Genomic DNA, 20553 nt, shown 5'->3' on the forward strand with positions numbered 1-20553 from the left:
TCAAGCTCTTCTACTATCGCTCGTATCCGGTCGTGCGGCACCGCTGGCATCATCCCACTGGTGACTCCGGCCCATCTGGAACGGAACGAGGGCCGCGCACGCGGTGGGCGCGGCCTTTTCCTGTACCCGGGATCAATCGTCCCGCTCACCACCACCCGCCGGAAAAGAGGTCGTACCATTCGAAGGCCAGCCGTGGCTCGGGCGGTCGGCTCGACGATTTCGCCAACCGCTTTGCATGCGGACGCGCCTCAGTAGATGTGCGGGCACGCGGTTCTTTCTTGATCTGGTGGGGAGCTGCAGCAGGCATGGCGGCCAGGGCCTCCCGCATTGCCTGGTGCGGTACTTCGGCCGTCGGCTCGGCCTGCACCATCTCCGGAACATCGGTGCGCGGGCGCGTGTCGAAGACGATCTTCTCCGGAAGGCTCCTTGCCGAGCTGATCCGGATGGTCGTCCTGTCGGGGTCGGCCGCGCCTGCGCGCTCGACTGGCGCCGGCAGGTACCGGTCCGCTGCGAAGAGCAGCGCCAGCAGCAGCCCGCTCAGGAACGCGAAATAACGGATGATCGGCATGGACAGCCGCTTGCAAATGAAGGGAATCGATTTCGACGGTCCGGACGTGGCTGAAGGCGGGCCGCTTCCTTCAGCGGCCCGCCTTCGAGGACTACTCCACCTCTTGGACCACGGTGCGCGTCGACGGGTCCACCAGCATCACGCGCTCGCCGGAGTAGACGTAGCGATACTTCGTAAGAGAGGGCCCCCATTCGGCCGGCACGGACTCGAGCTCGAGCTCGCGCGGCACGGGCGAGCCGACCACGATCTTCTCGCGGCTCTCTACCGGACGGATCTTGTGTTCCGTCACGTAGCTCCGGATCTTCGTGCGGTATTCCGGCTCGATCTGCACGGCCGCGGCGTGGCTCGTCCCGGTGGTTGTGACCACCGTGGACTGGGCCATCGCGCCCGTCGAGATCAGCGCGGCGGCCGCGCACGTCAGCATCAGCTTCTTCATGCATATCTCCTCGCCGCAGCATGCAGCCTGCATGAACCCGCGAATGGTGGCAAGGTTCCGGACGCGCGGCAGCACGATTGCCGCTTTTGCCCGCGCGAGCACAGGATGATACGGAGAGGCTAAGCCTCACCCCGTCGCCATCGGCGCGGCACTCGACGTAGCGGCGCACCTCATGGGTGTGGTTGTGGCGACGACCCTCGCATACGGGACAGCACGTCGCGCGCGTCGGAGCCCTAATCCACGCGCAGCTTACGAAAAGGCGCAAAAATAGCCGTGCGAACCGAGGTGACGGCATTCCACAACTTGGCGAACCACGGAAGCGTCAAAAGCTTCGGCTTGACGATCACAAAGAGCCTTTCGACGACACACAGGCTAAGGAGATAGCAGGCGACGATCATCGCGGTCCCGGTGATCCAATGGCCTTTGCCGGCAACCGCCAACGCAACAAGCTTCAACGGTTCGACCGTCGCCGTGGGTACTGCCAATAGAAGGAGCGACGGATAGGGGCCGAGGTTTTTGATCGTTCGCTTCAGGCCCATCACGGGTGCTCCTACCCCACTAACTTCCCGTCATGCGCGATGTTCCGACTTTGGAACGTCTGCCACATTTCCCCGCACCGCGCGCCGGGCATCAAATATGAGCGCGCCAGCACCGATTTGAGTGCCCGGGAAGACGTAGCGCGATCGGCGCGAGCGTCCGTTGGACGCACGCGCTCAATCGAGGTGAAGATCACGGCCAGTCGGCTTCAGCAAACTTCAATCCGGGCCGGGCCAATTCATTCTGCAATCGCTCTGCTTGCTCTAGTGGCATCAACCTGATGCCGACTAAGTCGGGAGCGATTGCTCGAGAAAGAAGCGAAGCATCTCCCTGCTTGCATCCGGGCCGCTTGGATCCGTGTAGGATCCCGCCGGACTTCCTCCCGACCAAGCGTGGCCTGCGCCGTGAACATTCCAGTGTTCGGAGACCGCGCGCCCGCTCACGTCGGTCAGAATGGTGCGGGTATACGCGTGCCCGTGTGGCACTTTTCCACCGATGACCTTCGCATTGAAATCCGACGCATTACCCGATTGTTCGGCGATACGGTCGCCGTTGTTCGGATGCACCGTTGTGTCTCGGTCGCCATGGAAAACGATGGTCGGCACCTGCGGTCCGCGATGGGAAATGATAGAACGGGCTCCCTGCCGCATGGCGACAAGAGCGGAGGGAAGATCACTGGCAGCTCCGCAAACCAAGCCCGAATGGATGCCAACGGCGGCGTAGAGGTCGGGGTGCGTCGCAGCCATGATGGCAGCCGCCGCGCCGCCGGCGGACAGCCCCGCTACGTACACGCGCTTTGGGTCGATCCGATGATCCTGCATGACCTGGCGGGTGATGCCCGCGATAAGCGAAGGCTCGCCGCCATCCCGTTCCTGGTCACCAGTACGAAACCAATTCCAGCATTTCGACTGATTGGCTGCGCTCGGCTGCTCGGGATAGACCACGAAACAATTCCGGGCCAGAAAATTCATGCGTGTGCCGGCCGCGAAATCGTCCGCCGACTGGGTGCAGCCGTGAAGCATGACGACGAGGGGAAGGGGCTCTCCTCGAGAGCGGCTCGGGATGAACAGCTTGTAGGCTCGAACTCCGGCCGCGTTGCGGAATGTGCCGGCAATGAATTGCGTCCCGTCGGGCGCGACATCCGACATGGACGGAGGAGCGCGCAATATCGGGCCTCGCAGACCGAGGCCAGCGAACTCTTGCATGTTGTCCAAAGGCGCGGGCCGTCCGCGCCGCTGCGCGGAAGCGGCCCGCGTGGCTGGGCGCCTTTCCTTCTTCCCGACCACGTCGGCCTTCACCTCGATGGTCGGCGGCTCCAGCCGCGCTGGCGCCGGAGGGCCCGCGCGATCAAACGGTTCTGCGGCAGTTTCACCCCGGAGCATGCGCTGCAGAAGCGCAGTGGCCTCGACCAACTTGCCCGCACGCGTGAGACGAGTGGCCTCATGGATCGTATTTCGATTCAGCATCTGCTTTACCTCGTTCTGTCGGCAAGAGCGGCCTTGACCGCGGGAGTGGCATGGAGGGCTCCGAGCACCGAGACCGACGCGATGGTGGCGCGTGCCAGGTCGGGCGTGACGTCCTGGGCGATGATTGCCAAGCCGAGGACGTTGATGTGCAGCATCTCGCCGGCGCGCTGAGCCGCTTCGAGATCCTGGCGGGTGAAGTTGCGTAGCCCGAGGTCCAAGCTGTGTCTGGCCGTCGACTGCTTGAGAACATCTGCATGCCGCTCGAGCTGATTGCGGATGGCCGTGCGAATGAAATCAGTGCGGTTCGAATAGAACCCTTCCTGCACCATCAGATCGACATGGCCGAGGTCCACGTAGCCAAGGTTGATCGTGATTTTCTCGGTGTCTGGGGCTTTGGGACGCAGGTCGCGAACATTGTCATACATCGAAATTATCCATTGACCATCCCCGTGGATGGCGCCTAGAAGCTATTTGGATGGCTGGCGAGGTTTTACAAGAGGAAGTTTTGCCATCCGACGAGACACTGGAGCCGACGATCAGCCACCACCGAGGGGTCGAAGGATCGGAAACTCGGAGCGGTTCAAGCCGATGAGGCCCCGGTATCGAGTAGCTGCGACACCGCGGCAGCCAACTGGGGCAAAGGCCCTGCCGTCGACGCCCTGCAATTTCCAGTCAGGGCGCGCCGGCGCTCGTCATGTAGACTACGGGAAAGCCAGGCGAGATTTCCCTGATCTGCTGCGCCAGCTCCCACCCAAGCCGGCCCATGCCGCGCTTTCTGGAGCCAACATCAGGTCCGTATCTATTCCCCTTGCGGTGCTGAGTCAGGCAGCGGCAGACCAGGACGATCTCGCCAGTTAGACGTTCCATTTGTCCCCGGTCTCCCTCCAGCATTGGTCGAGTGGGGTAGCGCTTGCTTCTGGTTCTCCCGCGCTCGTCGCGATTTTCTCAGGTCGACTTTCGCAAGAAATCGCCGATTTTCTCCGCAATCATGATCGTGGGAATATTGGTATTGGCCGCGGGCAGGCGCGGCATAATGGACGCATCCGCCACGTACATGTTCGCGCTGCCAATCACTCGCCCCTCAGGATTGACCACCGCCGTGCGGTCGGCGGGATCGCCCATGCGGCACGTTCCGACCGGATGCCAAACGCCGAACACGCTCTGCCGCACGAAGGCTTCGAAGGCGCGGTCGTCCGCGAGCGTCGCCTGGAAGGCGGTGCCGTTGAGCAGCACCAGCCGGATCAGGAGGTGCCGGAGGCCGGCGGGCACGTCGAGCATCGGCCCGAGGATCGAGGCGACGATGCGGTTCGCGGTGCCATACTTCCTCAGGCGCTTGATGAGCGGGGAATAGGAGGCGGGAAAGAAATCGCCGGCCCAGGGATTGAGCTGCGGATGCACCACGAGCCTTGCCAGCAGCCGGACGGCTGCCCCACACGGCCATACCGACAAGAGACCCGACCGAAAACAGCGCGGGCACGAGAGCTCCGAAGCGGCCGCCAGCCCTGTCGTTGAAACAGCCGTTCGCAAGGTAGACCACGGAGAGCAGAACGGCCGTAGTGCGAAACCTAAACACGCAGCCGTCCAGCCTCTCGCGCGGTCGCGCGAGAGACCCGAGATGAATGTCGAACGCTTACCGAAATCTTGAAGAAGGTCATACGACGCTGATCAGCCGCGTTCCGAGAAGCATCAGACGTAGCGGAGACCTGGGAAAAGGGCCCGGCGATCGCCGCCGGGCCGAGTAGAGGGAGGAAACGAGCGATAGGAAATCTCTCGCAAACGCCAAATGCGAAATTCGATCGAAGCAACCCAACGAACGACGTCCAGCAGCAGAACTATCGTACACATCAAAAAGCATTTTCTGCTAAAGTTGATGGCTTTGAGCGCCTTTTCCGGCATTTGCCGCGTCGTTAGATTTCGACAGCACCGCAAGGAATGCGTGCGTGACTTAGCAGGCCCGATACCAGGCCCTTACCGCACATCCATCTATCACTTGAAACGGTGCGCTGGAGAAATCGCGCCTATTTCCCGAGGGGCCGACCTCGACCGTCTCTATCTAACGCGCAGAGCACCTTTCTTCTGAAACTCGACAGATCGAACAGAAGCCTTGGCACTCTTTTGAGCGCAATCGCCCTGCCCTCGATTGCGAGATGTAGAACTCGTATCAATCTGGCAAGACCGAGTTCTACGAATGCGTCTCGAACATGCGGATCGTCCGCGATCGTGAGCTGGTTGTCCCTAATGACGATGGATGCCGGCAGATCGGGTTTTCTCTCCAGAACGAAGTCTCGACACGCCGCGGCAAACTCCTCCTCTTGAACGCTCAAAGGTACCTTGAAGGCGCTCCGAGAATCTCCCGCCATATTCGGGTCCCACATGAAAGAACGGCAGAGGGACACGTGATGCCGGCTCAGGTTTTCGATTTCTAATGGCTGGCGCGCTTGGTCGGCCTCTTCGCACCAGGCAACGCACTGTCGTCAGGCTCCCTCGAATTCCCTCCTTGGTAGCATTGGGTGTCATGGTATATCTTGCCGAAAACTCCGGCATTTGGAGCTAAACATGCGATGGATGAGCCAGTTATTGCGGATTTTGGCATTCTCTGCCGCTTCGCCCGAGCGCGCCTATTTCGATGAGTGAAACGCCCGGTGGGCACATTTGTCGCAATAGGATGGATCGACCGCGCCTGCCCGCCACGTTTTTGCGCCTGTCGCAATGCCTGCGCCGCTAAAAAGAGCGGCGATCACGCGTGTCCGAGCCACGTCATGCTGGGAATAAGGTAGAACGAGCGCCTTAGATTTCCGCTTCTGCATGTTACTTTTTCGTGACGCGTGTCGGCGGTTGATGAGCAAGTGTGCGACGGCCAGCTTGAAATTCGAGCTGGCCTTTCGGTCATTCTTCGCGCTTCTTCGTAAACAACGGAATGCTGGCAGGGACTGCCCTTGATAAGTCGCGGCACTTTCGGGCCATTGGAAGCCAAATTCTTCGGAGAGCGAAGTCCACGCTTGCTGCCAGTAGATTTTTCTTGATCTCTCGGTGCACACGCCGTGCATACGACGCCTTCCAACCAATTGAAAGACTTGAACTCTCGCTCCAATCCATCATGGGCGCCGTGGAAAATTTCCGATCTAAGCCATTCATTCTGTTGATATATTTTTACTCTGATCAGTCTCTTTATGCGATTGGACCGATTGAGAAATCTGCTTTGACGAGGCTTCCGCAGCTTGGCTCTTCTGGAACCCATATAGGCACGAATTGGAAGCGGAAATCGCATTTTCGATTATCAGTGCACTCGTCACGCACACTAGAACGACAATGGCCCGTCACTCGATAGCGCACATCAGGGATTCCATAGAGCTTGCAGGGCGTGCTCGCGCGAAACGGCTTAGTTGCTTCGCTTCATACTCCCGCCTCGCTGGGGCCGATGTAATTTGAAGGCCGGCTGTGACGTGGCTCACATCCCGCCAGGCAATTTACGTTTATCGGTCGTGCCGGGTGGAATGGCAGACGGAGATGCGCATGAAACGCCTCATGCCCTCGCTCATCGCAGCCTTGCTTCTCGCCGGTGCCGCCAGCAGCGTGCTCAAATCGCACGTCCTGTTCCATGCCGGCCAGAGCAGCATGCCATCCATCAAGGAACTGCAGACCGGTCAGGCGAGCAAGCTGCCGGAGTTGCAGATGCAGGACCGCTCTGTCCTGTTTGCGAGAGAGCCGGTTCAGTAGAACGCCCGGCCACTTTCAGGCTGTTCGTCTTACTCGGCCGCCGCGGTCGCAGGTTGAGGCTGTCCGTCGTTCGGACCCGTTCGCGCCATCTGCTCGTCGAGCCAGAGGCTATGGTGCTCGCGGGCCCAATTGACGTCGACTTCGCCCGAGCCCATGGCCTCGAACGCACCTTCCATTCCGATCGTACCAATATAGATGTGCGCGATCATCGCCGCGACGAACAGCACAGCGACGATGGAGTGGACGATCTGGGCCAGCTGCATGCCTTCGATCCCCGTCGTGTAGAACGGGAACATGAGGACATAGCCGCTCGCGGCGACAAAACCGCCGCCGATCACGACGATCCAGTAGATCGCCTTCTGGCCGGCGTTGAAGCGGTAGGCCGGCGGATGATCGTGCCCGACGATGCCGCCGCCTCGCTTCATCCACTCGACGTCCACCTTGTTCGGAATATTGCCACCGATCCACATCAGAAGAATCAGAACGACCCCAATGGTGAACGGGAAGCTCAGATAGTTGTGGGCGTACTTTGCCCAAAGGGACCATTCGGAGAAGGCCTCGAAGCCGATCAGCGGCAATAGCAGCGGTCGCCCGAAGGTGATGTTCAGTCCGGAGATCGCCAAAATGATGAAGCAGGTGGCGGTCATCCAATGCACGAAACGCTCATACGTGTTGAAGCGCACGATGGTGCGGCCGGATCGTCCGCTTTCGAGGCGCACCATGCCGCGCGTGAGATAGAAGATCACGAGCACCGCCAGCATGCCGATGATCGCGACTCCGCCGATCCAGCGCAGCGTGACATTGTGGAACTCGCGCCATTCCCGCCCCTGTGGCTGCTCGAGAACGCCGGACCTTTGATCAGGAATGCTGACGCGACCCTGGATCCGGTTCAGCTCCTGCAAGAGCTGCCGCTCCTTGACCGCGCTTGCGGTCGGATTGACCTGCTGAGCGCCTACCGGTGCCGGAGCTGCCACGATGAGAAGGAGTAAAGCACAAGCCCAGACAGCCGCCCGAACGAATTTTGCAAACGACACCATGAGCTCCTCCTCAATGCTCGCGCGACCTTCGTCAGGATTCGATCGTCTCGCGATAGGCCGTCTTCCACCCCCAGGCACCCGAGCCGTAACCGCGCTTCATCACGCGCTCCTTGTAAATCTGGGCAATGATCTCGCCGTCACCCGCAAGCAGCGACTTGGTCGAACACATTTCGGCACACAGCGGCAGCTTGCCCTCGGCCAACCGGTTCGCGCCGTATTTCTCGTATTCCTCTTTGCTGCCGTCGGCCTCCGGACCGCCGGCGCAATAGGTGCACTTATCCATCTTGCCGCGAGAGCCGAAATTCCCGACCTTCGGATATTGCGGAGCACCGAACGGGCAGGCGTAGAAGCAGTAGCCGCAACCGATGCACAGGTCCTTGGAATGCAGCACCACAGCATCGGCCGTGGTGTAGAAGCAATTCACCGGGCACACGGCCGCACAGGGCGCATCCGTGCAGTGCATGCAGGCCATCGAGATCGACCGCTCGCCCGGCTTGCCGTCGTTGATAGTGACGACGCGGCGCCGGTTGATGCCCCAGGGCACCTCGTGCTCGTTCTTGCAGGCGGTGACGCAGGCGTTGCACTCGATGCAGCGATCAGCGTCACAGAGAAATTTCATACGTGCCATCGTCGTTACTCCCTAAACCGCCGCGATTTGGCAGAGAGTGACCTTGGGCTCCTGCATGCCCGTCGCGGGGTCGTATCCGTAGGTAGTGATCGTGTTGGCGCTTTCGCCGAGCACGATCGGGTCGGTGCCCTTCGGGTAATTGCCGCGAAGATCCTTGCCCGCGAGCCAGCCGCCGAAGTGGAATGGCATCCAGGCGACGCCCTTGCCGACGCGCTCGGTAACGAGCGCCTTCATCTTCGCCCGGGAATTGTTCTCTGCACCCGTGACCCACACCCAGCCACCGTCCTTGACACCGCGCTCGGCGGCATCGGCAGGGTTGATCTCAATGAACATGTCTTGCTGCAATTCGGCAAGCCACGGGTTCGTGCGCGTCTCCTCGCCGCCGCCCTCATATTCGACCAGACGGCCGGACGACAGGATGAGCGGGAACTGTTTTGCAATTCCCTTCTCCACCGCTGCCTTCTGCACGGAAAAACCGATATTCGGCATTCGGAACTGCTTGGCATCGGGCAGCGTCGGATATTTAGCGACGAGGTCGACGCGCGGCGTGTAGATCGGCTCGCGGTGAACAGGGATAGGATCGGGCAAGCCGAAGGCATTCATGCGCGCCTTGCCGTTGCCATAGGGAACGCAGCCATGCGCCAGCGCCACGCGCTGGATGCCTCCCGACAGGTCGAGCGCCCACGACACCGTGTCCGGATTGGCCGGATTGATCTTGTTGATCACGGCCATTTCCGCTTCGGTGAGCTCGGAGTCCCAGCCGAGCTTCTTCAAGCTCGCCAGCGTGAACTCCGGATAGCCGTCCTGAATTCCCGACCCCAACGAGTACGAGCCGTCCGCGAGCAAGCTCACCTTCCGCGTCGTGCCGTCCGGCAGCTTCTCCTCGCGCTCGACGCCGAACCGTGGCCGGAACGTGCCACCGCCGTCCATCACATTCAAATTGGTGTTGTAGAGCAGCGGCGTGCCGGGATGCTTGACCTCAGGCGATCCCCAGCACGGCCAGGGCAGGCCATAATAATCGCCGCCGACCTCGGGATCGTCCTTCGGTGCCCGCATGCTCAGCATATCGAACTTGGCCTGGTTCTTCATGTGCGCCTTGAGGCGCTCGGGCGATTGCCCGCAATAGCCAGTCGACCAGCTGCCGCGGTTCATCTCGCGCAGCACATCCTCGGCTTCAGGAAGATTGTTTTCGACCTTGATCTTCTTGAACATCTGGTCAGCGAAGCCGAGCTTCTTCGCCATCAGATAGATGACCTCGAGATCATCCTTCGATTCAAAGATCGGCTTCACGATCTGCTCGCCCCATTGCAGCGAGCGGTTGGAGGCGACGCGCGACCCCTTGCATTCGAATTGCGTAGCGACCGGCAGAATGTAGACGCCATCCTTGCGGCCCGCCTCGACGGAGAGCGAGGCCCAGGTCGTCGGATGCGGGTCGGCAATGACGAGCAGCTCGAGAGCCTTCAGACCATTCAGGGACTCAGGAATGCGGGTGATGCTGTTGGAGGCGTGTCCCTGCACGAACACCGCCTTCACATTGTCTTTCTGAGCGACCTGATCCTTGGGCAATGTCACTGCCTCGAACCAGCGGGTCAGCGGAATGCCCGGGGTTTCCATGATCTGCTTGGAGTCGAAGCGGGACTTCAGGAAGTCATAGTCGACCTCCCAAACCCGCGACCAATGCTTCCAGGCGCCTTCGGCGAGCCCGTAATAGAACGGCAGCGTGACGATATCGAGCCCGACATCGGTCGCGCCCTGCACGTTGTCATGGCCACGGAAGATGTTGGCGCCCGCGCCGGCTTTCCCGACATTGCCGGTCATCAGGAGGGCAATGCAACTCGCGCGGACGTTGGCGGTGCCGACGGTCTTCTGGGTCTGGCCCATGGCCCAGATGAGGGTTGCCGGCTTCTCGGTGGCGAACATCTTGGCGACGCGCTTGAGCTGCTCGCCGGGAATGCCGGTGACGCGCTCGACTTCTTCCGGAGGCCACTTCTCAACTTCTTTCTTGATGTCGTCGAAACCGTAAACGCGCTGCTGGATGAATTCCTTGTCCTCCCAGCCATTCTGGAGAATGTGCCACATCATGCCGTAGAGCACCGGAATGTCGGTGCCCGGGCGCATCCGCACATATTCCGTCGCGTGGGCCGCCGTACGCGTCAGGCGCGGATCGATGACGATAAAGTTGGCCTTTTGCAGCTCCTTGCCCTCGAGCAGATGTTGCAGCGACACGGGATGCGCTTCGGCCGGATTGCCGCCCAAGATGACCTGTGTCTTTGCGTTGCGAATATCATTGTAGCTGTTGGTCATCGCGCCGTAGCCCCAGGTATTGGCGACGCCGGTCACGGTAGTCGAATGGCAGATGCGAGCCTGATGATCGGTATTGTTGGTCCCCCAGAACGCACCGAGCTTGCGGAACAGATAGGCGCCTTCGTTGGTCATCTTGGCCGAGCCGAGCCAATAGACGGAATCGGGGCCCGACTTCTCGCGTACAGCTTGAAGTTTGTCACCGATCTCATTGATCGCGGTATCCCAGGAGACGCGGGTCCACTGACCATTTACCAGCTTCATCGGATAGCGCAGCCGCCGCTCGCTGTGTACGAGTTCACGTACCGAGGCGCCCTTGGCACAATGCGAGCCGCGATTGATCGGCGAATCCCAGCTCGGCTCCTGGCCGATCCATACGCCGTTCAAGACCTCGGCCGTCACCGTGCAGCCAACGGAGCAATGCGTGCAGATGTTCTTGCGGATGGTCGCGCCTGCGGTGAGCGGACCAGCCATTGCGGCTTCCGCTTTGCGCACGCTGCCGACCGGCAGGGCGCCGAGCGCGGCAAGCGCACCGCCGGCAAGCCCGGATTTGCGCAAGAAGCTGCGGCGGTCGAGACCGCCGGCCTGGCCCGCAAGGGACTCGACAACGGAGCCGTGGCCCGGGGAATGCTGGTGTGTTCGCTTGATCAGCACGGTCAGCCTCCCTTGGCCGGATAACGATTGACGCGGTAAAACGCCTTGACGTGGTCGGACTCCTGGTAGCGCGCCTTGCGCTTCTCATCGTTGGTCTCACCGTCGGCCTGCGCCGACCCGACCAACGGTGTCGCGAGTGTCGCACCGACACCGACCGTGCCGATGCTGACCTTGCGCAGGAAGTCGCGGCGTCCCACTGTGGTCTTCTTGTCTTCACTCATCGCATCTCTCCTGGACCTGCGCGTGCCGGTCAGTTGGCGAATGTGAATGCTTCCGTCTCGATCTCGATAAAGGTGCGACCGAGCGCGCCGACGGCCCGATAGAAGCGGGCGTTCCCGGCGCCCTCCATGTCTGCGAATAGTCGCCCCAGCCACGGCGACACATGTTTCTCGAAGAAGGCGCGCTGTGCCTCTGGCGAGGCACCGAAGTGTCCGCCGGCAAGGCCGGACATGATCTCGCAAATGATGGCGGCGTGGTCCTCGGGTTCGGAATTGTTGGCAACACGCTCGACGCCGAGCGTCGTCAGGTCCCCACGCAGGCGCGATAGCGGCCGTTCGTTGAGAAAGCCGGTGAGATAGTAGGAGGCGTAAGGCAGCAATTCGCCGCGACCGAGCCCCACGAACAAATCGAAATATTCGCGCTCGACCTTAGCCGCGACTGCGCTTGAGGCGACGTCGGCGAGCGCCGCATGCGCGCGGCCGAGCGGCGTGGCGTCACCACTCAATGCCGAGAGCTGCTCGAGCAGTCGTTTCGACGGCGGCGCGGACAGCAAGGTTGCTAGCAACGCGTATTCTTGCGCGCGCGCAGCATCGACGGGATCGATGAGCCCCGCTGGGACGGCTTTTTCGCTGTAGAGATCGGGCCGCAAATCGTTGCGTGGAATACCGGTGGCCGTTTCAACTGCAACCACCCGTTGTGCTGGCACCCGGGTCCAGTTCGAGACCGAAGGCTGGCTGATGCCGATTTTGCGCGCAAGCTGAGCAATGCCGCCTGCGGCATCGATTGCGCGATCAAGCCCGTCATCCCGCACGTGGACCTCCCATCCGAGTCCCGTCTGCTTGATTACTGCTTTTGTAACAGTGTTCTAACGAAATCGTAGTCCCGGTTCCACGGATGGTCAATCATCCGTCCATAGCGTGAACCTATAGCCTTTAGTCGTGCTGCTCGCGCGGCAGTGCGCCACCGTGAATACGGTGCCTGAGGGGCTCAGCGAAATCCGCAGATCTCTCCGCCACTGACGGTTGCACCGCAACAGAGATTGCCGGACGTTCCGTGGCGCCTGCTGTCCGCACAATATCCGGCGCGCCCGCCGCATCGGCTTGATGCAATTCCGCCGAAGAATCCGCTGTTTCAATCGACGCCTCGGGGAGAGACTGCACCGCCTCACGCACGCCGCCCACGATGCGCTCGACGAGCGCCGCCAGCTGTTCCGACGAGCAATCCAGCGGGCCAAAACCCGGCATCGCGGTCGGGTCGTTGAAGTCCCATGCGTTCTCCGCAAGCCCGACAAAGTCGCGAATGGCGGGGTCGGTTGCCCACGCGCGGCGAAGAGCCGCACGGCTCAACTCCTGTGGAATACCCTTGCGCAGGAAGGCGGTGATGTCGGTCGCAGCGTTGATCTCGTCGATCGACGGCAGGGTCGAGAGATCGAACTCGCTCTCATCCTGCTTTGCCGCAGGCGGGGGCGTGGGCTGCGCCCGGGCAGGCTCCGCCGGCTCCGCTTGCGCCTCGCGCTTACGGCGGGACCAGCGTGCAAGGAACTCCTCCTCAGTCATTCCTGTCCGCCTTCATGTTCGCGCCGCGCCAGCGCCTCCGGATCAGCGCGGCGCCGCTTGCGCTTGACGAACTCCCGCTCGACATGGTGCTCGACCACGAACCTTTCAATTACTTCGCGCAGCACCTCCGGCATCGGCACGGCCTCGACCAGATTATCGGCGGCTTCGGTAAAGCCCTCGCCCTCCGCGGGGTCAGCGGTAACCGCAGTCACGGCATAGGGCCAGGCGCCTTCCGAGGGCGACAGCACAGTCCAGATGCTCGGATTGCCGGAGGCGAGATTATCGCGATAGCGCGCCGTCTCGGACGGATAGAGATCCACGGTCGCGCTTCCGGCATAGAACAGGGCTGTGCCATCCTGCTCGCGAAGCACGGTCCAGGGTTGTGTCGCCGGCTCGTCCGGCAGGACAGCAATTCCGCGCCAGACGAAGTCAACCCAGGGCGAGGCAGCCTTGCGCCGCTCGACGACGACGCCGACGGAGATGGATGCGAGTGGCGATGCCGCGGGGCTCATGTGAACATCTCCAGGCGCTTCACGGGAAGGCCGGTCAGCAGATTTTGTGGCTTCATCCGGAGCTTCTGATCCGCCGTCATGGACAGGATCAGGTAGACGGGCTCGTCCCGGACGTCGTCGTGCGCGCGGCTCGAATCCGCAAAAATCAGCCGGAACAGTGCAAGCACCCGGTCGGCGTCGCGCTCGTCGACGTCTTCGCCTTGCCACAGACGGTCGCCAAGCCTGGTGGCCTCGGTATCGAGCCCGACATACCAGGTGAGCTTTGCGTCCTGCAGCGCGCGCAGCGGCTCGATCGTGACCTCGATGCCGAGCAGATGAGAGACCCAGCGCATCATCGCCTGCGCCAGCGCAGTTGGTCCGCGTCCGCCGGCCGTGAGATCAAGGGCCATGTCGAATTGGTCGCTGCGCTGCCAATAGGCCTCGACATTCTCTTCGCTCAATATATCGAGCATCGCCTCGTTGGTGGCGCCCAGCATCGACATCAGGGAGAGCACCGGGGTCGGGCTCCGGCCGCCGACGATCTCCTCGTCGCCGAGCAGCAGGGCTTGCTCATGCGGCAGGATCCGCTGAACCCGGAAGAATAGCTCGGCCGCGCGGAGCACAAAGGGGTCGTCGCAGCCATCGAGCGCGTTGCGCAGGATGACATGTACCAGCTGATTGACGAACAGCGGCGGCAGGTCGTTCGCGCCTGATCGCAGCGATGCAAGATAGGCCGCTTCGAGCGTCGGATGCCGCAACAGGAGATCGCGAAACGCCAGCACGAACCGCCAGTTCTCCCGGGCGTCGGCGTCGGAAATTCCGGCAATTTCGTCGGCGCCGACCCCCTGACGCGGATCGGCGAGCAGCTCGCGGTGCAACCGGCGTTCGACCGGACACGCATCGTCGGGCGGCATCAGCTCGGGACGGGCAAAATAGGCTTTGAGGAATTCGTCGGTGACGCACAGCCCACCGCCCTCGTCGCGATCGAGCAGATGATGGCCGCAGGCGATCCAGAAATCGTTCATCTGACGGTCGGCTCCCGGCCCAGATCCGCAAGCCTGACGTCGCCGTCAGGCTGGACGTCGTCCTCCACTTCCATGAACGAGAACGCCTTGCTGTGCCCCTGCCCTACGCGGAGCTTCAGTCGGCGGAAGGACTCGCGGACTTCGCCGTAAATTGAAGTCCGGTGCACCGCAATAAGGGAGCTGATCGGATGACTGCACAGCGATTGCGAGAACGCCACCTCTTCTTCCGCGGCCGTCATTGCTGTGGCCATGTCCGGCGCACCGAAACGATCGATGAGTTGCCTTGCAAGGAGATCGATCAGGCTGCGGTAATCGTCCTCGGTCGCCGGAACGATCTGCGCCAGCGTCGACCAGCCCCAGGATTGCACCCCGAGGAACCCGCCGCGAAACGCCGCGCGCGCCTTGCCCTCGAGCTTCGCACCGTCGCAATCCCAGAAGCGGAAAGCACCGGAGACGGCCCATTCACCCGGCTCCGCCGCCACATCGAACACGAAGGTGTCGGAGGGATCGAGCGCGATGGTACGCAGGAGCTTCACAGCCGCGGCCCTCCGAGCGCCGGATCGAGCCACGAAGGCGTCGCCAGCGCCCGCACGAGGTCGCCACGTTCAATCTCGCCCGCCCCAACCCGGCGCGTGAGAAGATGGCCGCGATCGTCGATGCGCAGAACGGTCTGCCGTTCGCGGGGCATGCGGGAAAGATATTCTCGCGCCACGCCCTCAAAACCGCCCGCCTGCCAATCATCGAATGCCAGCATCAGGTGCCGAGCAAAGCTCTCCGTGATCTGCACCGCACCAGCCTCGCCAAAGCCTTCCTGTTCGAGCGCCGAAGCGAGCGGGTGAACACCCCGCTCGTCCTCGTTCATGGCAACCGTCCGGATCATCGCGCCGAAAACCATCCATGGTGGCGACGCGTCCTCGTCAGCCTCAGGAGGCCATCCCATCCGCCCACCGCCCACCAGCCCCCCATCGATCCTGACGGCGTCGGGCCAAACGATCGTGATCGGCTTGCTCGGCGGTGCGTAGGCACGCAAGGCATCGGTGAGGGCGACCATGCCGGCGTAGAACGCGCGCCGCGCCGTACGTAAGGGCTCGGCTGGCTCCAACACCACGGCGAACTCCGCCAGATCAAAGCGGCCGACATAGACGAGCGTTCCGGCGCCGCTCTCCGGTGCAATGCGGCATGCGTGGGCAAAAGCGTCGCCACTCTCGCGCAGCCGCACCAATGTGAACGGCGGCGGCAGGTGGATCGGTTCCACCAGGGAAACGTGGCTGACTGGGATCGACGGCAGGCCGTCCTCCGCTTTCCTTTTCTTCCCGATGGATAAGTTCTATACGAGGCGAAGGGCCGGCGCGAGTCCGTCGTCGGTGCCGGATTGGCGGAGGGGTTAACCTGGAGCAGCCATCCAAGACCGTCCTGATCTGCTCGTGCGAAGACACGATGCGTCTCGACGCGGCCGCGATTCAGCGCGGATGTCCCAACTGCGAAATCAAAAGCTTTCATCATCTCTGCGGCGCCGAGCTCGATCACTTCCGCAGCGCAGCGGCCGCTGGCGGCGCATTGACGGTCGCCTGCACGCAGCAGGCCGCGCAGTTCACTGAGGAGGCCGGCGAGCGGCCTGATGCGATCAGCTTCGTCAACATCCGCGAAACGGCCGGCTGGTCGCGAGATGGCGCGCGCGCCGGCGCGAAAATGGCTGCCCTGCTCGCTTCCGCCTCCATCCCAGCGCCGGACTATCCGCTCGTCACTTTGTCGAGCGAGGGCGTGGTCCTGACCTACGGGCGCGATGAGGCCGCGATTGAAGCCGGCCGCCTGCTTGCCGATCACCTCGACGTGACGGTGATGCTGAAGCAGCTCGACGAGATCGTGCCGCCCGCTGCAACGGTCTTCCCGATCGTGAAGGGCACGATCCGCTCCGCAAAGGGACATTTCGGAGCGTTCGAGCTTGCGATCGACGATTACGCGCGCCCCCGCCCTTCTTCGCGCGATCGCTTCGTGCTGGACGCACCGCGAAGTGGGGTGACCTCGCGCTGCGATATCGTGCTCGACATTTCCGGTGGGATGCCATTGTTTCCTGCCCACGCGTTACGCGACGGCTATCTGCGCGCCGATCCGAGCGATCCCGCCGCCGTGCTTCGCGCCGTGCTGACCGCGCGAGACCTCGTCGGCAGCTTCGACAAGCCGAAATATGTCGACGTCACGCCCGCTCTTTGCGCCCATTCGCGTTCGAAGCGCACGGGGTGCCGGCGGTGCCTCGATCTCTGCCCCACTGGAGCGATCACGCCCGTCGGCGATCATGTCGCAATTGACCCGAACATCTGCGCGGGCTGCGGCCAATGCGCCGCCGCCTGCCCGACCGGCGCGGCATCTTATACGCTCCCGCCCGCTGATACGCAGCTTCAAAGAATTCGTGCCATGCTGCTGGCTTACCACAAGGCCGGTGGCACGAATGCGGTGCTACTCTTTCATGACAGCCCGCACGGCACGCCATTGATCGATGCCCTGGCGCGGCATGGCGATGGCCTGCCGGCAAACGTGCTCCCCTTTGCCATCAACGAACTCACGCAACTCGGGCTGGAGGCGATCGTCGGTGCCTTTGCCTATGGCGTATCGGCCATACGATTCCTGCTCCGCGCAAGACCACGCCACGATCTCACCGGACTGTCACAGACGATCGGCATGGCTGAAGCGATCCTTGGCGGCCTCGGCTTTGAGGGCCACCGCCTCGCCACCATCGAAACGGATGATCCCGACGCGCTCGGCGGGCATTTGGCTGCTATCGGCACACTGGCGGCCGTCGCGACGCCCGCGACCTTCAAAACCGTCGGCAAGCGGCGCGACCTTTTGCGGTTCGCCCTGAGCGAGTTGCATCGCGTGGCGCCGACGCCGGTCGACGTGATCGCCCTGCCCAAGGGTGCGCCGATCGGCGCAATCAGCGTCGATACCAGCGGCTGTACCCTATGCCTGTCTTGCGTCTCGGCCTGCCCGACCGGCGCGCTTCGCGACGATCCTGAGCGGCCAGTGCTGAAGTTCGTCGAGGACGCCTGCGTGCAATGCGGCCTGTGCCAGAGCACCTGTCCGGAGAAAGTCATCAGCCTCAAGCCGCAGATCGATTTCCGCGCGGCACGCGCCTCCGCCGTGATTATCAAGGAAGAGGAGCCCGCACTCTGCGTCCGCTGCGGTACCGCCTTCGGCGTCAAGAGCACGATCGACCGCATCGCAGCCAAGCTCGAGGGCCGGCACTGGATGTATCCGGCCGGCGACAAGCGGGTCGCAGCACTTAGGATGTGCGCAGACTGCCGCGTCATCGTCATGAGCGAACAGCAATTCGACCCGTTCAAGGGCGTTCCGGAACGAACGCCGCCGCGAACGACGGATGACTATCTACGCCAGCGCGATGGTAAGGATTAGACGAGCGAACATCTTCGCAGGGTCGGAAGGGGCAATCATTGCGACGTTGCGCGGCCCAAGAAGTCCGTCAACGCACGGCGGTCCTCGGCCGCGCCGATGCGCTGCTCCGGCATTTTGGTGCCGGGGGTGTAGGCATTCGGTCCAACCTCGAACAGTCGTGCGACCGTCTCCGGCGTCCAGACGATGTCCATGCTCTTCAGCGCGTCGGAGAAGCGATAGCCCGGCAGCGAAGCGATCTTGCGACCGTATAGTCGGGCAAGCGTCGGCCCCGCACGCTGAACATCCTTGTCCGACAGGGTGTGACAGGCCACACACGCCCGAAATACATCGGCGCCCCGATCGCCCGCATAGGCGGCGAGAGGATCGGCCGGCGTTCCCAAGAGGTTCGAACCAATGGGATCGCCGGTGCGGGCATTCCAGCGCCTGATCTTGCCGTCCGCGCCACCCGTCATCAGTGTTTCTCGATCCGGAAGGAAGGCGACCGACCATACCGGCAAGCCGGACACGACCAGCGTTCGTAGCAGGCTGCGCGACTTGCGATCTATGATCGCCACCGTGCCGCCGATGCCGGCCGCAGCAATCAACGTGCCGTCTTCCGATATCGTCAAGGCCGCCACCGCCGTGGGACCGGCCGCGACCTCGCCGCTCGGCTTGCCGTCTGTGGTCAGTATCCGCAGCGTGCCGTCGACCGCGCCCGTGACGATTTCACCATCCGGCGCCGCAGCAACGACGTTGAGCGGCGCCGGCAACGTCAAGACTTCAGGTTGGCCGTCCGGCAAATGCCAGATGCGCAAGGTGAGATCATAGCCGACGCTGAGAAGCGACTTGCCGTCCGGCGTGAAAGCGACACCGTTGACGTTCTGTGAATGACCTTCGAGCACGCGCGACGCGCCGTCCGACAGCGACCAGAGCCGCACCGTCCGATCCCATGAAGCCGATGCGAGAAGCGCCCCATCAGGGGACGCCGCAAGCGCCACGATTGGACCTCGATGTCCCTCAAACACCCGATCCGGCTGCTGCCGGCCAGGCATCCACACTGCAATTCGCGCATCGGCACCCGCTGTGATCATGCGGCCGTCCTTCAGAAAGGCGACGGCATTGACGGCGTCAGCATGATACCGCAGCACTTGCTGTGCCGTTTCGGTCTTCAGGGACCAGCGGATGGCTGCTGTGTCGAAGCTGCCGGACAAGAGGGCCTCGCCATCGGGGGAAATGGCAAGCGCCCGTACGGGGCCGCCATGTCCCACCATGTCGGCGTGCGCGGATGATAGCGCGAAGATGGCCCACAGGGCTGCGGCGCCGCCCGTGCAGAAAGGTAACCTCATCATCCGTCACCGGCTCTGGTCACGTTCACGGCCTCAAGATTGCCAGAAGCCCACGGAGATGAAAATCCGAACCCATTTACTTGGCTGGTGCCGTCGTCCTCTTGGACGATCCTTCAGGCGCGGCCTGCATTCCAGGCGGACTCTGACCTTGGGGACTTTCGGCGGGCGCACCACCCGAACCCGTATTGATTGGACCCGTCCAGCCTTGCGGTTGTGGTTGGCCCTTCTCCTCGGGCCGGGTTGGCGCCGCAGACGAATTGGTTTGTGGGGGTTCGGCGGAGGCGCGCTCGAACAGGCAGAGTGCTGCAAAGCACAAAATCGTCATCAGAAATTTCACGTTGGATCCTCCGAATGCCCGTACTAAACGGGGCGACACTGCATTCCGTTCCGGCGTGTGCGTCGCAACGGGCTGGCTTTGCGCATCCCGCTTGAATGCCGGTGATCCGGAGACTAATCTCCGACTGGCCACGTCAAGGATGACGGCATGCAGGGGCGAACGCGGCCATTTCTGCAGATGCTGGCGCGACTGCGCGCTTTGCGCGCGTTTGATGGATCGCAAGATCCCGATTCCCGAGACGCCTCGCCATTCCTGATCCTCGTTGCCGTCGTGCTTGCGCTTCTTCTTGCAATATTGGAAATCGACAGGAATGGCGCCGCACTTCAGTCCCTCGGCTTGATGGGTGATGCACTTTCCGTCGATGCGATGTTCAAGAGCCCGTAGGCGGCTTCTGCCTTGATACGATCAACGAGTTTGCTCGCGCCAAGCGGTGTCGTATAACAGCTTGACGTTTCGATCGAGGGAGGCTGCGGATGAAGGCTTTTCTTCTTGGCTGCGTCGCTGCAACGTTGATCGCGATTGTGGGGATGGTGATCTTGAATCGAATCCAGGAGCCAGTCGCGCAAGCGTTTGCCACAACCGGGGTACGTCTCTGAGACACCCATCTCAGGACCATGTTCAACATTCTTGGCGGCATGATCCCCGAGATCGGCAATCAAGCATGGCATGGGGCCAAGCAGCCTCCCATTCTCGAGGCCTTACGGCGTTCTGGTCGACGCTGCCCGCCGAGCACTGAACCAATAAATGCGAAAACAACCCCATGCACAGTAGAAGGCCCTTGTTTCCAAAGGACAATTTCCTGAGAAAAAAGTCCATGTCGCAGATGCTTTTGACACGTCGGGCAAAAC

The 20553-nt window shown here is 62.3% G+C and carries 21 protein-coding genes; 3 read left to right on the forward strand and 18 right to left on the reverse strand.

Annotated features, from left to right (window positions below; genetic code table 11):
* Positions 1-145: 145 nt before the first annotated feature.
* The 7 genes from IVA96_RS02920 to IVA96_RS02950 all read right to left on the reverse strand — a co-directional run bounded on the left by IVA96_RS02920 (position 146) and on the right by IVA96_RS02950 (position 4408).
* The gene (locus IVA96_RS02920; RefSeq protein WP_247415321.1) at positions 146-568 is read right to left on the reverse strand and encodes a hypothetical protein; all 423 of its coding nucleotides are present in this window, start codon (positions 566-568) and stop codon (positions 146-148) included.
* Positions 569-659: 91 nt separating this feature from the next.
* Positions 660-1004, reverse strand: coding sequence for a DUF1236 domain-containing protein (locus IVA96_RS02925; protein ID WP_247279936.1), 345 nt, complete (start codon positions 1002-1004; stop codon positions 660-662).
* Positions 1005-1237: 233 nt separating this feature from the next.
* Entirely contained in the window at positions 1238-1543 is a 306-nt protein-coding gene (locus IVA96_RS02930; RefSeq protein WP_247279954.1) for a hypothetical protein, read from the reverse strand.
* A 285-nt stretch (positions 1544-1828) separates the two neighbouring features.
* Positions 1829-3007, reverse strand: a complete 1179-nt coding sequence (locus IVA96_RS02935; RefSeq protein WP_247415323.1) for a PHB depolymerase family esterase — start codon at positions 3005-3007, stop codon at positions 1829-1831.
* A 5-nt stretch (positions 3008-3012) separates the two neighbouring features.
* Entirely contained in the window at positions 3013-3432 is a 420-nt protein-coding gene (locus tag IVA96_RS02940) for a CopG family transcriptional regulator (RefSeq protein ID WP_247415325.1), read from the reverse strand.
* A 247-nt stretch (positions 3433-3679) separates the two neighbouring features.
* Positions 3680-3874: a hypothetical protein gene (locus IVA96_RS02945; protein WP_247415326.1), complete on the reverse strand. Its 195-nt coding sequence runs from the start codon at positions 3872-3874 to the stop codon at positions 3680-3682.
* 78 nt (positions 3875-3952) lie between these two features.
* Positions 3953-4408 (reverse strand): GMC oxidoreductase, encoded by a 456-nt coding sequence (locus IVA96_RS02950; protein WP_247278115.1) that lies wholly within the window; start codon positions 4406-4408, stop codon positions 3953-3955.
* Positions 4409-6520: 2112 nt separating this feature from the next.
* Between IVA96_RS02950 and IVA96_RS02955 the strand changes: the two genes are divergently transcribed.
* Complete coding sequence (locus IVA96_RS02955) at positions 6521-6724, forward strand: hypothetical protein (protein ID WP_247305909.1); 204 nt, start codon at positions 6521-6523, stop codon at positions 6722-6724.
* 29 nt (positions 6725-6753) lie between these two features.
* On the opposite strand, the gene IVA96_RS02960 is transcribed toward IVA96_RS02955, so the two are convergent.
* The 10 genes from IVA96_RS02960 to IVA96_RS03005 all read right to left on the reverse strand — a co-directional run bounded on the left by IVA96_RS02960 (position 6754) and on the right by IVA96_RS03005 (position 15890).
* The gene (locus tag IVA96_RS02960; RefSeq protein ID WP_247278117.1) at positions 6754-7761 is read right to left on the reverse strand and encodes a formate dehydrogenase subunit gamma; all 1008 of its coding nucleotides are present in this window, start codon (positions 7759-7761) and stop codon (positions 6754-6756) included.
* 31 nt (positions 7762-7792) lie between these two features.
* Entirely contained in the window at positions 7793-8389 is a 597-nt protein-coding gene (gene fdh3B / locus IVA96_RS02965; RefSeq protein WP_027571966.1) for a formate dehydrogenase FDH3 subunit beta, read from the reverse strand.
* Positions 8390-8401: 12 nt separating this feature from the next.
* Positions 8402-11344: a formate dehydrogenase subunit alpha gene (locus IVA96_RS02970; RefSeq protein WP_247278118.1), complete on the reverse strand. Its 2943-nt coding sequence runs from the start codon at positions 11342-11344 to the stop codon at positions 8402-8404.
* A gap of 2 nt (positions 11345-11346) precedes the next feature.
* Entirely contained in the window at positions 11347-11565 is a 219-nt protein-coding gene (locus IVA96_RS02975; protein ID WP_247278119.1) for a twin-arginine translocation signal domain-containing protein, read from the reverse strand.
* Positions 11566-11594: 29 nt separating this feature from the next.
* Entirely contained in the window at positions 11595-12374 is a 780-nt protein-coding gene (locus tag IVA96_RS02980) for a molecular chaperone TorD family protein (protein WP_247278120.1), read from the reverse strand.
* A gap of 121 nt (positions 12375-12495) precedes the next feature.
* On the reverse strand, positions 12496-13119 hold the full coding sequence (locus IVA96_RS02985; RefSeq protein WP_247278121.1) for a DUF3306 domain-containing protein: 624 nt from the start codon (positions 13117-13119) through the stop codon (positions 12496-12498).
* A complete protein-coding gene (locus IVA96_RS02990) occupies positions 13116-13631 on the reverse strand; it encodes a DUF3305 domain-containing protein (protein ID WP_247278122.1) in 516 nt (171 codons plus the stop codon). The genes IVA96_RS02985 and IVA96_RS02990 overlap by 4 nt, the downstream gene beginning before the upstream one ends.
* The gene (locus IVA96_RS02995) at positions 13628-14635 is read right to left on the reverse strand and encodes a DUF6352 family protein (protein ID WP_247278123.1); all 1008 of its coding nucleotides are present in this window, start codon (positions 14633-14635) and stop codon (positions 13628-13630) included. The genes IVA96_RS02990 and IVA96_RS02995 overlap by 4 nt, the downstream gene beginning before the upstream one ends.
* Positions 14632-15171 carry a DUF6505 family protein gene (locus tag IVA96_RS03000; protein ID WP_247278124.1) on the reverse strand — a complete coding sequence of 180 codons (540 nt, stop codon included), beginning with the start codon at positions 15169-15171 and terminating at the stop codon, positions 14632-14634. Before IVA96_RS03000 ends, IVA96_RS02995 begins: the two co-directional genes overlap by 4 nt.
* Positions 15168-15890 (reverse strand): biotin/lipoate--protein ligase family protein, encoded by a 723-nt coding sequence (locus IVA96_RS03005; protein ID WP_247278125.1) that lies wholly within the window; start codon positions 15888-15890, stop codon positions 15168-15170. The genes IVA96_RS03000 and IVA96_RS03005 overlap by 4 nt, the downstream gene beginning before the upstream one ends.
* 182 nt (positions 15891-16072) lie before the next feature.
* Between IVA96_RS03005 and IVA96_RS03010 the strand changes: the two genes are divergently transcribed.
* Positions 16073-18043, forward strand: a complete 1971-nt coding sequence (locus IVA96_RS03010; RefSeq protein ID WP_247278126.1) for a 4Fe-4S binding protein — start codon at positions 16073-16075, stop codon at positions 18041-18043.
* A 35-nt stretch (positions 18044-18078) separates the two neighbouring features.
* On the opposite strand, the gene IVA96_RS03015 is transcribed toward IVA96_RS03010, so the two are convergent.
* Positions 18079-19293, reverse strand: a complete 1215-nt coding sequence (locus IVA96_RS03015; protein ID WP_247278269.1) for a c-type cytochrome — start codon at positions 19291-19293, stop codon at positions 18079-18081.
* A 589-nt stretch (positions 19294-19882) separates the two neighbouring features.
* On the opposite strand from IVA96_RS03015, the gene IVA96_RS03020 reads away from it, so the two are divergent.
* Entirely contained in the window at positions 19883-20089 is a 207-nt protein-coding gene (locus tag IVA96_RS03020; protein ID WP_247278127.1) for a hypothetical protein, read from the forward strand.
* Positions 20090-20553: the final 464 nt, after the last annotated feature.

The organism is Bradyrhizobium sp. 159 (assembly GCF_023073795.1).
Taxonomy (GTDB): domain Bacteria; phylum Pseudomonadota; class Alphaproteobacteria; order Rhizobiales; family Xanthobacteraceae; genus Bradyrhizobium.